Origin of the sequence: Kluyvera sp., assembly GCF_047971185.1 — a bacterium.
Classification (GTDB): domain Bacteria; phylum Pseudomonadota; class Gammaproteobacteria; order Enterobacterales; family Enterobacteriaceae; genus Kluyvera.
The window spans coordinates 1-12672 of sequence record NZ_JBKDZH010000025.1 but is presented as its reverse complement, the minus strand read 5'-3'; the positions used below and the strand labels follow the sequence as shown (position 1 = coordinate 12672).

The following is a 12672-nucleotide window of genomic DNA, read 5'->3' as shown; positions in this document are numbered from 1 at the left end:
CGCTCGTTTCCGCGCCAGTGCCAAATCAAGCCGATGACTCGGCAATGACGCTGTTATCTAATACCTCTATGCTCAGGCCGTATCGCTAATACGGCCAAATATCCCAGCGTTTAATGAGGTTTGTATGGAAACAAAAACGGCGTCTCCCTGGAGATTACGGCTTGGTTTTTCCGTAGCCGATATTTCCTGTAATTTAGTGTGGCAATTAATTTCATTATATTTAATGTATTTCTATACCGATATCATGAAGCTCCCGGCTTATTATATCGGTATTATGTTTTTGATTACCCGCCTGGCCGACGGGGTCACGGACGTCTTAATGGGGATCCTGATTGATAATACCAGCACCCGCTGGGGCCGCTGCCGCCCGTGGCTGGCGATTGGGGCCATCCCTTTTGGCCTGTTATGTATTCTCGCCTTTTATATTCCAGACTTCGGCACCACCGGCAAACTAATATGGGCGTTTATCACCTATTTTTTATTATCGGTGATGTTTACGGTGGTCAATATTCCGTATAACGCGATGCTTCCTTTCTTAAGCAATGATGCGCATGAGCGTACCGTGCTTTCCTCCGTAAGAATTATGTTTAGTTTTATTGGATCGACGATTGTGTCGGTCGCCACGCTGCCATTGGTTAATTGGCTGGGCAATGGTAATCAGGATCGCGGATTTATCTATACCGCCACGCTGTTCGGCGCGCTGTCGACCTTCTTTCTGTTTGTCAGCTTTTGCAACGTGAAAGAGCGCTACGCCATTACGCCGGAAAAGATGACCCTGCGCCGCGCCTGGCAGGGGCTGAAGGAGAACACACCGTGGAAGGTGTTCGCCATCAATATTCTATTTATGTGGGGCGCGTTCTTTTTACAGTCCGGCGCGCTGATCTACTTCTTTAAATATTACGTCGGCAACACCGCGCTGACCTCCGTCGCCGCCGGTATTGCTTCGTTTGTGCCGCTGCTGGGTACGCTGACCGTGCCGTTCCTCGCTAAACGGCTGCGCAAGATTCAGGTCTATCAGCTGGCCTGCGCCGTCAACCTCGGCGGTATGGTCATCATGATGCTCTCCGGCGTCAACGTCTGGGGGCTGATGTCCGGCGCGGTGCTGCTGGCGCTGGGCTTCGGGCAACGTAACGCCATCTATTTCTCGATGCAGGCCGATCCGGTGGACTACGGCGAGTGGAAAACCGGCATCAACACCGCGGGCATTCTCACCTCGGTAAACGGCTTTATTGGCAAGGTGGCGATGGCGGCGGCCGGGGCGCTAAGCGGCTTTATGCTCTCGGCGACCGGCTACGTGGCGGAGGCGCAGCAGTCGGCAGCGGCGATTATGGCGATTAAAGCCTGCTATCTGTGGATCCCGGCGGGGTTAATTGTCATCTCGATGCTGTGGATGGGGCGTTTTTATACCCTCGATAACCAGTATGAAGAGATTAAAAAGCAGCTCGCAGAACAAAAATTACTGAATGCAGAAGGTCTGGGGAATTGATGATGACGATGCGTAATGCTCACGCAAAATGGATCTGGCTGGCCGGTGACTTCGAGATCCGCCACGCGTTATTGCAAAACCTGCAGCGCGAAGAGCGCGGCTTCGACTGGCCCGCCTACTGGCACGTGGAGGACTGCTGCAAAAGCGTCGTCTTTACCCGCCGCTACTGTTTTACCGAACCGCAAACCTTCACCGTCCAGGTAGAGGGTTCCGGCTACGCGCTGATCGACGGCAAAAAATATCCGCTGCAAGGCGTGCTGACCTGCCCGGCGGGCGAGCAGATGCTCACTTTCTACGTCGCCAACGCCAGCGGCCTTCCGACGCTGCGCGTGGACGGCGAGCAGGTGTTCAGCGATGAACGCTGGTTTGCCAGCGACTATATCGACACCGCCCCGGCGGGCTGCGATGCGCTCTATCAGTCGGCGACGACCTCGCCCAACGTCGTTAATTTTCAGCGCGAGCGGCGGCTGCCGGTAAGCGAACGTGCGATTAATGGCGGCGTGCTGTTCGATTTCGTGCGCGTGGTCAACGGGCCGCTCGCGGTCAGCTTCCACAGCGATACACAGCCGCCGGTGACGCTGTGTTACGGCGAGTCGCAGGCGGAAGCGCTGGACACGCAGTATTGCTACTACTCGCAGACGGACGTCACTCCGGCATCGGTTATCCGTAAACGCGCCTTCCGCTACGTTTTTATTCCCGACGTCGCGCCCGGTGCGGTCAGCCTGGCGGCGGAGCATGAGTTTATCGCCAGACCGGGCTGCGCCAGCTTCCGCAGCAACGATCCGCTGATCGACCAAATCTGGCAGGTTTCCCGCGAGACCTTCACCCTGTGCAGCGATCTGTTTTTCATTGACGGCGTGAAGCGCGATCGCTGGATCTGGTCGGGCGATGCCTGGCAGTGCACGCTTATCAACCCGTATCTGTTTTTCGATGAAGATATCAACCGCCGTACCCTGCTCGCCCTGCGCGGCCGCGATCCGATGCGTCAGCATATCAACACCATCGTCGACTACTCACTGCTGTGGGTGATCAACATTGAGAAGCACTACCAGATGAGCAACGACGCGGCGTTTGTGCGCCAGGTGTACGGCAAAATGGTCAGCCTGATGGCGTGGCTAACGCCCGATATCGACGAGAGCGGTTTTATTCGCGGTAAAGAAGGCGACTGGATTTTTATCGACTGGGCCGACATCGACAAAACCGGCGCGGTGTGCGCCGAGCAGATGCTGCTGCTGAAGGCCTGGCGTTCGCTGGTGCTGTGCGCGGAGATCGTCGGCGCGGATCCTGCCGAGTGGCAGCGGCGGGCCGATAAGCTGGCAAAAAACATCGACCTCTTTTTCTGGGACGAAGAGCAAGGTGCGTATATCGACAGCTACGAGAGCGGCAAACGTAACGTCACCCGCCATGCCAATATCTTCGCGCTGATGTTTGATTCCGTCACCCCCGAGCGGCGGCAGACCATCGTCGAACGCGTGCTGATGAACGAGGCCATCGCCCCCATCATCACCCCCTACTTCACCTTCTTCGAGCTGGATACCCTGTGCCAGTGCGGACGTCAGGATGTGGTCTGGCAACGGATGCGTGATTACTGGGGCGGCATGCTGGCGCTGGGCGCAACGACCTTCTGGGAAGAGTACAACCCGGATATCGAGGGCGACGCGCACTACGCGATGTACGGCGACAAGTTTGGCAAGAGCCTGTGCCACGCCTGGGGAGCGAGCCCGCTGTACCTGCTGGGGCGCTACTTTGTCGGCCTGCACCCGCTAACGCCGGGCTATGAAACCTTCGCCATTGAGCCGTGGCTTACGCCTTTTAGCGTGCTGGACTGCACATTGCCGATTAAAGAGGGTGAAGTCACGCTCACCTTACGCGACAATCAGCTGACGGTTTGCGCCTCCCGCAGCGGCGGCGTGCTGCGGCTGCGCGGCGAAAGCTGGCCGCTTATCGCCGGGCAGGCGTTAACGCGGCCTGTTAACTAACGACGCCAGGAGAGGAAGAATGAAGATTATGCTCGCGCAGGACTACTTCCTCTCCGATATCCACGCCTTTTCGCTGTTCAGCTCGCGCGATCAGGAGATGGCGGATATTCACGGCCATGATTTTCACGAAATCGTCATCGTCAAAGAGGGCTGCGGGTTTCACGTCATCAACGATCGCGTCAATCTGGTCTTTAAGGGCGACTTTTTCTTCGTCTCCGCCAACGACATTCACTATTACGAATCCACCCGCCATCTGTCGCTCATCAATATTCTGCTGCGCCGCGACGGCGAATTTCAGTTTGTAAAATCGCTGCTGCCGCTGCTGATGCAGCTTCAGACGCAGACCCGTGAGCGACCGTCGTCACTCAACGAAACGGCGCTGGCGCGCGTGGTGCAGCTGGCGGCGGAAATTCACAGCAAAACCGATGATAACTATGACAGCACCTACTTCGTCACCACCGAAGCCATCCTGCTGACCATTGTCGGCATGTTGATGGAGAGCAGCGTCAGGCTGCCGCGGGGCAGTCGATATGATGATAAGAAACGACGGCTGCTGCACAGCATTCGCGACAATTTGCAGCAGGGCGTTATCTGGGAGCATCTGGCGGAAGAGTGCGCGATTCCTAAAAGGACGTTATATCGGTTTATCAAGGAATTTACCGGCTTCACGCCAGATCAGTTCGTCCAGCGCTACCGTCTGTTGAAAGCGCAGGAACTGCTGCGCACCACTGAACGCTCGGTCGCCAGCATCGCCCGCGCCTGCGGGTTTAGCTCCCTGCCCCGGCTGACCGAGGCCTACAGTCGCTGTTTTCAGCATTCGCCGAGCGCGGAGAGGGAAAAGCGGACAGTTGAGTAGCCCGATGATTTACTCACCGTTATGCAGCGAACGTTTCAACGCCTTCTGCTGCTGCCGGCGATAGCGGAAGAAATCGCTCAGCATCGCCGAGCATTCATCGGCCAGCACCCCTTCGGTGATTTCCACGCGATGATTCATCCCCGGGTGATGCAGCACATCAATCAGCGAGCCCGCCGCGCCGGTTTTGGCATCGCGGGCGCCGAACACCAGGTTGCCGATACGCCCGTGCACCATCGCCCCCGCGCACATTACGCAGGGTTCCAGCGTCACGTATAGCGTGGTGTCGATCAGCCGATAGTTCTGTAACACCAGCCCCCCCTGACGTAGCGCCATAATCTCCGCGTGCGCCGTAGGGTCGTGGCGGCCAATCGGCCTATTCCAGCCTTCGCCAATCACCTGATTGTTGTGCACCAGCACCGCGCCGACCGGTACCTCGCCCTCTTCCCAGGCGCGACGGGCCAGCACCAGCGCGTGGCGCATCCAGTATTCGTGATTCTGTTCAATGTCGGACAACGTCGTGACTCCAGGTGATAAAACGCGGCGCATTATACACAATATCCAGCAAAGCGCAGCGCTCGCTATTCCAGCTGTTCCAGCTCGCCGAGCGGGGTTACGCGCCAGCGGTGCTCACAGAAGAAGAGTAGCGGGTTATCCTGCTTGCTGTCGCTGTAACCGCTGTACAGACGTAGCGGCGCGCCAAGACGCTGCTCCAGCTGCACCACTTTTTCATGTCCCAGACAGCGCACCGACAGCACGCGGCCCCCCAGCGCGCGGCGCATCTGGCTGCCGATAAGATTGACGCGCGTCATCCAGGGCGCGTCGGCATAGGCGCGCTCCACCAGCGTTTGCGGCGATCCGGTAATCAGCCAGACGTCGGCATCCTGGCGCTGGAGGTAACTGTCTAAACGCGCCTGCACCACCGGGAACGGCGTCACCGTGGCGCGAAACCAGATAATAAAGCTCGCCTCCAGGGCATTGAGCGTGGCTTCACGCCGCCCGAAGGTGCAGCCCCACAGCAGCACGCTCATCGGCCAGCGGGCCGCGCGGCCTTTGAAGAGTATCGTAAGGCCGATAATGGGTAACAATGGCAGTACCAGCAGCGCGTTCAGCGGCAGACGCCACAGCAGATAACGAATAAACGCGCCAAACAAATCCTGCTGATGCAGCGTACCGTCGAGGTCAAAAAACACGACGCGGCGGGAGTGGCTTGTCAAAAGAGTCTCCTGTATTCCTTACGGGCCAGCCCACAGACTAGCAGATCGTCCACCTTCTTTCGTCAAACAACGGCTCAACGGGGGTTATCCGTGAAAAGAGTTGCGTTTTTGCGAGAGCGTGGAATATTTAATTCGAAGTATTCCGTTATAATAGAATACATAATTCTTGCAGACGCGCAGAATAGTGTTCTGGCACAACGTGGTTAGAGTGCCCGTGAGGTTGTTATGAATTGTCTTATCAGTATTCGCCAGCGTTATCCCCAACTGGCACAAAGCGATCGCAAACTGGCGGATTTTATTCTGGCGCAGCCGGATCTGGCGCGTCATTTAAGCTCGCAGCAGCTGGCAAGCCAGGCGGGCGTTAGCCAGTCCAGCGTGGTGAAATTCGCCCAGAAGCTGGGTTTTAAGGGCTTTCCGGCGCTGAAGCTGGCGCTGAGCGAAGCGCTGGCCAGCAACGCCAATCCCCATTCCGTTCCGGTGCATAACCAGATTTGCGGCGACGATCCGCTGCGTCTGGTCGGTGAGAAGCTGATTAAAGATAACGTGGCAGCAATGCACGCCTCGCTGGACGTCAATAGCGAAGACAAACTGCTGGAGACCGTGAACCTGCTGCGCGGCGCGCGGCGCATCGTACTGACCGGTATCGGTGCATCGGGTCTGGTGGCGCGTAATTTTAGCTGGAAGCTGATGAAGATCGGGTTTAACGCCGTCGCGGAATTGGACATGCACGCCCTGCTGGCCACCGTTCAGGCCATGGCCCAGGACGATCTGCTGCTGGCTGTCTCCTACTCCGGCGCGCGGCGGGAGATCAATCTGGCCGCCGATGAAACCCTGCGGGTCGGCGGTAAGGTACTCGCCATTACCGGCTTTTCGCCGAATGCGCTGCAGCAGCGCGCCAGCCACTGTCTGTATACCATTGCCGAAGAACAGGCGACGCGCAGCGCGGCCATCTCCTCCACCAGCGCTCAGATGATGCTGACGGACCTGCTGTTTATGGGGCTGGTACAGCAGGATCTGGAAAACGCGCCGGAGCGTATTCGCCACAGCGAAGCGCTGGTGAAAAAGCTGGTTTGATCTGCGGTGCGATTACCACAGAAAAGGTATGGCCTGAGTGGAAAATGAGCGTATAATTCGCGCCCTGTTTATTTTGTTTCTGAGAAATTCCTGATGGCGCTGTTAATCACCAAAAAATGTATCAACTGCGATATGTGCGAACCGGAATGCCCGAACCAGGCCATTTCGATGGGTGATAACATCTATGAGATCGACAGCGATCGCTGCACCGAATGCATCGGCCATTATGAAACGCCGACCTGCCAGAAGGTGTGCCCGATCCCGAATACCATTCTCAAAGATCCGGCACATTTAGAGAGTGAAGAGCAGCTGTGGGATAAATTTGTCCAGATGTATCACGCGGACAAAATCTAGCTTTCGATAATTACCGTCGCACAGGCGTAGTGGCGCTCATCGGCGAGCGTCACGTGCATATGAGCTACGCCCATCCGCTCGGCCAGCAGTTTCGCCTCACCCCATAAACGCAGCTTCGGCTTGCCCATCTTGTCGTTATAAACCTCAAACTGATTGAACGCCAGCCCGTTACGGATACCGGTGCCCAGCGCCTTCGACGCCGCTTCCTTCACCGCAAAGCGCTTGGCCAGAAAACGCACCGGCTGCTGGTGCGTCTCCCAGATGGCCCACTCATTATCGCTAAGTACCCGACGCGCAAGGCGGTCGCCGCTACGGGCAATCACCGCTTCAATACGGGCGATTTCGACAATGTCTGTTCCAAGCCCCAGAATCGCCATTACGCGCGCGCTTCCAGCATCAGGCGCTTCATTTCCGCCACCGCGTCTTTCAGGCCGCTCATCACCGCCCGACCAATAATGGCGTGGCCGATATTCAGCTCGTGCATTTCCGGCAGCGCGGCAATCGCTTTCACGTTGTGGTAAGTGAGACCGTGACCCGCGTTAACCTTCAGGCCCAGGCTTGCGGCGTAGGTCGCGGCTTTCGCGATACGCTCAAGCTCTTTGGCTTGCTCCGCATCAGTGACGGCATCGGCGTAGCAGCCGGTGTGGATTTCGATATACGGCGCGCCCACATCAGCGGCGGCTTTAATCTGCGCATCATCGGCGTCAATAAACAGCGACACCAGGATGCCCGCGTCGGCAAGGCGTTTGCAGGCATCACGCATTTTGTCGAACTGACCGGCAACGTCCAGACCGCCTTCGGTGGTCACTTCCTGACGCTTTTCCGGCACCAGGCAGCAGAAATGCGGTTTGGTGTCGCAGGCGATAGCCAGCATCTCTTCGGTGACGGCCATCTCCAGGTTCATGCGAGTGTCCAGCGTCTGACGCAGAATGCGCACGTCGCGGTCGGTGATATGGCGACGGTCTTCGCGTAAATGCACGGTGATTCCGTCTGCCCCGGCCTGCTCGGCGATAAACGCGGCCTGCACCGGGTCCGGATAGGCAGTGCCGCGCGCGTTACGCAGGGTGGCAATGTGGTCAATATTGACGCCTAACAGTAATTCAGCCATGACAATCCTCGTGTCTTCATTTTTTTCATTAGTTTTCCCTCACCCCGGCCCTCTCTCAAAGAGCGAGGAAGAAAAGCAGAGTGAGCGTGTTGTGGATCACCGCTTCGGCATAAACTGACGGAACAGCTCGCGGCTTTTCAACGGTTTCCCACCAAGATACGGCTTTAGCGCCATACGGGTAAAGCGTTTCGCCGCGCGTAGCGTATCAACATCAGGGAACTCGCGGCTGGCCAGCGCTTTCAGCTGATGGCCGGTAAAGGTGTTGTTATCCATCACTACGCTGGCGATAAACCCTTTCTCTTCGCGATAGCGGTAGGTCATGGTGTCGTCAACCTCATCGCCGCTGCCGGCACAGTGCAGAAAATCCACGCCGTAGCCCAGATGCCCGAGCAGCGCCAGCTCAAAGCGGCGCAGCGCCGGTTCGGGCGAGCCGGTTGCACCCGCCAGCGCCTGAATGCAGTGCAGGTAATCGAAGAACAGCTCGGAAAAGCGGGTTTCGTGCTCAAGCACGCGGGAGATCAGTTCATTGACGTAGAGACCGCTGTACAGCGTGATGCCGCTTAACGGCAATGCCAGCGAGACGGCTTCCGCACTGCGCAGCGTTTTGACTTCGCCGCGGCCGCCGAAGCGCACTAACAGGGGGGTAAAGGGCTGAAGCGCACCTTTGAGGTTGGAACGTTTGGAACGTGCGCCTTTCGCCACAAGGCGCACGCGACCCGACTCTTCCGTGAAGACGTCCAGCATGAGGCTGGTTTCGCTCCAGGGGCGACTATGCAGAACAAAAGCGCGCTGCCAGCCCTCCATCGGGGTTATTCTCAGAGATCGTCGACGTAACCGAGACTGCGCAGCGCGCGCTCGTCATCCGCCCAGCCTGATTTCACTTTCACCCACAGCTCCAGGTGAACAGGCGCTTCGAACATATCCTGCATATCTTTACGGGCTTCAATACCGATGGTTTTGATCTTGGCGCCTTTGTTGCCAATCACCATCTTCTTCTGCCCTTCACGCTCAACCAGGATCAGGCCGTTGATGTCGTAGCCGCCGCGCTCGTTAGTCACGAAGCGTTCGATTTCAACGGTGACCGAGTACGGCAGCTCTGCGCCCAGGAAACGCATCAGTTTTTCACGAATGATTTCCGAGGCCATAAAGCGCTGAGAACGGTCGGTGATGTAATCTTCCGGGAAGTGGTGCGTTGCTTCCGGCAGGTGCTTACGCACGATACCGGCCACGGTGTCCACGTTCAGCCCGCTCTCCGCAGAGATAGGCACAATATCGAGGAAGTTCATCTGGCTGCCGAGGAACTGCAGGTGCGGCAGAAGATCCGCTTTTTCCTGTACGTTATCAACCTTGTTCACCGCCAGAATGACCGGCGCTTTGCCATCACGCAGCTTGTTCAGCACCATTTCGTCGTCCGGCGTCCAGCGTGTGCCTTCCACAACGAAAATCACCAGCTCAACGTCACCGATGGAGCTGCTAGCCGCTTTGTTCATCAGGCGGTTGATAGCGCGCTTCTCTTCCATATGCAGGCCCGGGGTATCGACGTAGATCGCCTGATACTCGCCTTCGGTATGGATACCAACGATGCGGTGACGCGTGGTCTGCGCTTTACGGGAAGTGATAGAGATCTTCTGCCCGAGCAGCTTGTTCAATAACGTGGATTTGCCGACGTTCGGACGTCCGACGATGGCAATAAATCCGCAGTAGGTTTTTTCTTCGCTCATTCCAGCTCCAGCTTTTTCAGCGCCTGTTCGGCGGCAGCCTGTTCCGCCTTGCGACGGCTGGAACCTGTGCCGACCACCGGTTCACTCAGGCCGCTAACCTGGCAGTGGATAGTAAATTCCTGATCGTGTGCTTCCCCACGCACCTGAACCACCAGATAAGACGGCAGCGGCAGATGGCGGCCTTGCAGATACTCCTGCAAGCGTGTTTTTGGATCTTTTTGCTTATCGCCCGGGCTAATTTCGTCCAGACGGGTCTGGTACCAGGAGAGGATCAGCTTCTCGACGGTCTGAATATCGCTGTCGAGGAACACCCCGCCGATTAACGCTTCAACGGTATCCGCGAGAATAGATTCGCGACGGAAGCCGCCGCTCTTCAGCTCGCCCGGCCCCAAGCGCAGGCATTCGCCCAGCTCGAACTCACGCGCAATTTCCGCCAGCGTGTTACCGCGCACCAGCGTCGCACGCATGCGGCTCATGTCGCCTTCGTCCACGCGCGGGAAGCGGTGATAGAGCGCGTTGGCGATCACGTAGCTTAATATGGAATCGCCCAGGAACTCTAAGCGTTCGTTATGTTTGCTGCTGGCACTGCGGTGCGTTAACGCCTGTTGCAACAGCTCCTGATGAAGAAAAGTGTAGCCCAGCTTCCGTTGAAGCCGATTAATTACGATGGGGTTCATGCGATACCAAATAAATAAATGCGTCCACAATGCAGCACACGAAACAGACCTGAGGGAAACCAACGCGGTTTCGTGTGCCGTGTCTCCGATAAGAGACATCCGAAACTTCGGGGGGATATTCTATACGCAACGACAAGGGATGTCGTTAGTTTGAATAGATTAAAACTAAATAATTCACGCGGCGCACACCAGGCCGCCACGTGAAGTCGAAAAGAGGATTAATGAATCCCACCGATGCGGCTTAAACGCACGCCGGTTGGCCACTGGCCCTCTTGTTTTTCGAAGCTCATCCAGATAGCGGTTGCCTTACCCACCAGGTTCGCTTCCGGCACAAAGCCCCAGTAACGGCTGTCCGCGCTGTTATCGCGGTTATCACCCATCATGAAGTATTGCCCCGGCGGTACGATCCAGGTTGCCAGCGGCAGACCGGACTGGTGGTAGTACATGCCCGCCTGATCCTGTGCGATTGGCACGGTCAGAATACGGTGGGTCACGTCGCCCAGCGTTTCCTGACGTTGATCCAGGCGCACGCCATCGGCTTTACGCTCGCCCTGCGGCATTTCGAAGAAGCCGCTCGTCGCCTCGCCGCCGTTGCTGCGGGAGAAGGTCTGCACGAAATCGCTCGGTTCAACGTTGGAGTAGGTCACCGGCAGCGCGCTACCGCACGCCTGGCCGGAGCTGCATCCCGGTTGAATCGTCACCTGCTTGGCGATTGGATCGTAGGTGACCTTATCGCCCGGCAAACCGACGGTACGTTTGATGTAGTCCAGACGCGGATCTTCCGGGTATTTAAATACCACGATGTCGCCGCGTTTCGGATGGCCCGTTTCAATAATCGTTTTCTGGTAGATCGGGTCTTTAATTCCGTAGGCGAATTTCTCCACCAGGATAAAGTCGCCGATCAGCAGCGTTGGCATCATCGAACCGGATGGGATCTGGAACGGTTCATAAATAAACGAGCGCACGATCAGCACGATCGCCAGCACCGGGAAGACCGACGCGCCGGTTTCCAGCCAGCCCGGTTTCGGGCCAACTTTCTTCAGCGTCTTTTTGTCCAGCGCTTCGCCGGTAGCAACCTGCGCCGCCGCCTGACGTTCCCGCCGTTTGGGCGCGAAGATAAACTTATCAACGCACCACAAAACGCCCGTGACCAGTGTGGCAATCACCAGAATCAGGGCAAACATGTTCGCCATGCCAACTCCTTAAGATTATTTGCTGTCTTTACCGACATGCAGAATGGCGAGGAACGCTTCCTGCGGCAGTTCGACGTTACCGATCTGCTTCATGCGTTTTTTACCCTCTTTCTGTTTTTGCAGCAGCTTTTTCTTACGGCTGATATCGCCACCGTAGCACTTCGCCAGAACGTTTTTACGCAGCTGCTTCACCGTTGAACGCGCGATGATGTGCGTGCCGATGGCCGCCTGAATCGCGATATCAAACTGTTGGCGCGGGATCAGATCTTTCATCTTCTCGACCAGCTCACGGCCACGGCTCTGGGAGTTGTCGCGGTGAGTAATCAGCGCCAGCGCATCGACGCGTTCGTTGTTGATGAGGACATCAACGCGCACCATGTCAGACGCCTGGAAGCGCTGGAAGTTGAAGTCCAGCGACGCATAGCCGCGGGAGGTCGACTTCAGACGGTCGAAGAAGTCGAGTACCACTTCCGCCATCGGAATTTCGTAAGTCAGCGCCACCTGGTTACCGTGGTAAACCATGTTGGTCTGTACGCCACGCTTCTCGACGCACAGCGTGATCACGTTGCCGAGGTAAGCCTGCGGCAGCAGCATGTGACACTCGGCGATCGGCTCGCGCAGTTCGTAGATGTTGTTCAGCGGCGGCAGCTTGGACGGGCTATCGACGTAGATAGTCTCCTTCGCCGTGGTTTCCACTTCGTAGACTACGGTCGGCGCGGTAGTGATCAGATCCAGATCGTACTCACGCTCCAGACGTTCCTGAATGATCTCCATGTGCAGCAGGCCGAGGAAGCCGCAGCGGAAGCCAAAACCCAGTGCGGTAGAGCTTTCCGGCTCGTAGAACAGGGAGGCATCGTTCAGGCTCAGCTTGCCGAGCGCGTCACGGAAGTTTTCATAGTCGTCAGAACTCACCGGGAACAGACCGGCGTAAACCTGCGGCTTCACTTTTTTAAAGCCTGGCAGCGGTTTGTCTGCCGGGTTACGCGACTGGGTCAGGGTATCGCCCACCG

Annotated in this window: 13 protein-coding genes and 1 pseudogene; 5 read left to right on the top strand and 9 right to left on the bottom strand. The window is 57.1% G+C overall.

Annotation, left to right across the window (positions count from 1 at the left end; all coding sequences use genetic code 11):
* Positions 1–124: 124 nt before the first annotated feature.
* Genes ACK5JN_RS06735 through ACK5JN_RS06725 form a run of 3 tightly spaced genes read left to right on the top strand, consistent with a single transcriptional unit; the run spans position 125 to position 4321 of the window.
* The gene (locus ACK5JN_RS06735) at positions 125–1486 is read left to right on the top strand and encodes an MFS transporter (RefSeq protein ID WP_416869448.1); all 1362 of its coding nucleotides are present in this window, start codon (positions 125–127) and stop codon (positions 1484–1486) included.
* A complete protein-coding gene (locus ACK5JN_RS06730; RefSeq protein WP_416869447.1) occupies positions 1486–3465 on the top strand; it encodes an amylo-alpha-1,6-glucosidase in 1980 nt (659 codons plus the stop codon). The genes ACK5JN_RS06735 and ACK5JN_RS06730 overlap by 1 nt, the downstream gene beginning before the upstream one ends.
* 19 nt (positions 3466–3484) lie before the next feature.
* Positions 3485–4321: a helix-turn-helix domain-containing protein gene (locus ACK5JN_RS06725; protein WP_416869446.1), complete on the top strand. Its 837-nt coding sequence runs from the start codon at positions 3485–3487 to the stop codon at positions 4319–4321.
* A 9-nt stretch (positions 4322–4330) separates the two neighbouring features.
* Here ACK5JN_RS06725 and tadA read toward each other — a convergent pair whose 3' ends face one another.
* Positions 4331–4867: a tRNA adenosine(34) deaminase TadA gene (gene tadA / locus ACK5JN_RS06720; RefSeq protein ID WP_416869445.1), complete on the bottom strand. Its 537-nt coding sequence runs from the start codon at positions 4865–4867 to the stop codon at positions 4331–4333.
* A 32-nt stretch (positions 4868–4899) separates the two neighbouring features.
* Positions 4900–5535 (bottom strand): phosphatidylglycerophosphatase C, encoded by a 636-nt coding sequence (gene yfhb / locus ACK5JN_RS06715; RefSeq protein ID WP_416869444.1) that lies wholly within the window; start codon positions 5533–5535, stop codon positions 4900–4902.
* A 225-nt stretch (positions 5536–5760) separates the two neighbouring features.
* Here yfhb and ACK5JN_RS06710 point away from each other — a divergent pair, with 225 nt between their 5' ends.
* Positions 5761–6609, top strand: coding sequence for a MurR/RpiR family transcriptional regulator (locus ACK5JN_RS06710; protein ID WP_416869443.1), 849 nt, complete (start codon positions 5761–5763; stop codon positions 6607–6609).
* A 93-nt stretch (positions 6610–6702) separates the two neighbouring features.
* The gene (locus tag ACK5JN_RS06705; RefSeq protein WP_416869442.1) at positions 6703–6963 is read left to right on the top strand and encodes a YfhL family 4Fe-4S dicluster ferredoxin; all 261 of its coding nucleotides are present in this window, start codon (positions 6703–6705) and stop codon (positions 6961–6963) included.
* Here the strand turns inward: ACK5JN_RS06705 and acpS are convergent.
* From acpS to ACK5JN_RS06670, 7 genes and pseudogenes are all read right to left on the bottom strand, one after another.
* Positions 6960–7340: a holo-ACP synthase gene (gene acpS / locus ACK5JN_RS06700; protein ID WP_416869441.1), complete on the bottom strand. Its 381-nt coding sequence runs from the start codon at positions 7338–7340 to the stop codon at positions 6960–6962. The two genes, ACK5JN_RS06705 and acpS, sit on opposite strands and share 4 nt — an antisense overlap.
* Positions 7340–8071 (bottom strand): pyridoxine 5'-phosphate synthase, encoded by a 732-nt coding sequence (pdxJ, locus tag ACK5JN_RS06695; protein WP_416869440.1) that lies wholly within the window; start codon positions 8069–8071, stop codon positions 7340–7342. Before pdxJ ends, acpS begins: the two co-directional genes overlap by 1 nt.
* 96 nt (positions 8072–8167) lie before the next feature.
* Positions 8168–8875, bottom strand: a complete 708-nt coding sequence (gene recO / locus ACK5JN_RS06690; protein ID WP_416869439.1) for a DNA repair protein RecO — start codon at positions 8873–8875, stop codon at positions 8168–8170.
* An 11-nt stretch (positions 8876–8886) separates the two neighbouring features.
* Positions 8887–9792 (bottom strand): GTPase Era, encoded by a 906-nt coding sequence (gene era / locus ACK5JN_RS06685; RefSeq protein WP_416869438.1) that lies wholly within the window; start codon positions 9790–9792, stop codon positions 8887–8889.
* Positions 9789–10469, bottom strand: a complete 681-nt coding sequence (rnc, locus tag ACK5JN_RS06680; protein ID WP_064543445.1) for a ribonuclease III — start codon at positions 10467–10469, stop codon at positions 9789–9791. Before rnc ends, era begins: the two co-directional genes overlap by 4 nt.
* Positions 10470–10687: 218 nt before the next feature.
* Entirely contained in the window at positions 10688–11662 is a 975-nt protein-coding gene (gene lepB / locus ACK5JN_RS06675) for a signal peptidase I (protein ID WP_416869437.1), read from the bottom strand.
* Positions 11663–11677: 15 nt separating this feature from the next.
* Positions 11678–12672 (bottom strand): annotated as a pseudogene (locus ACK5JN_RS06670) (elongation factor 4); the annotation flags it as partial.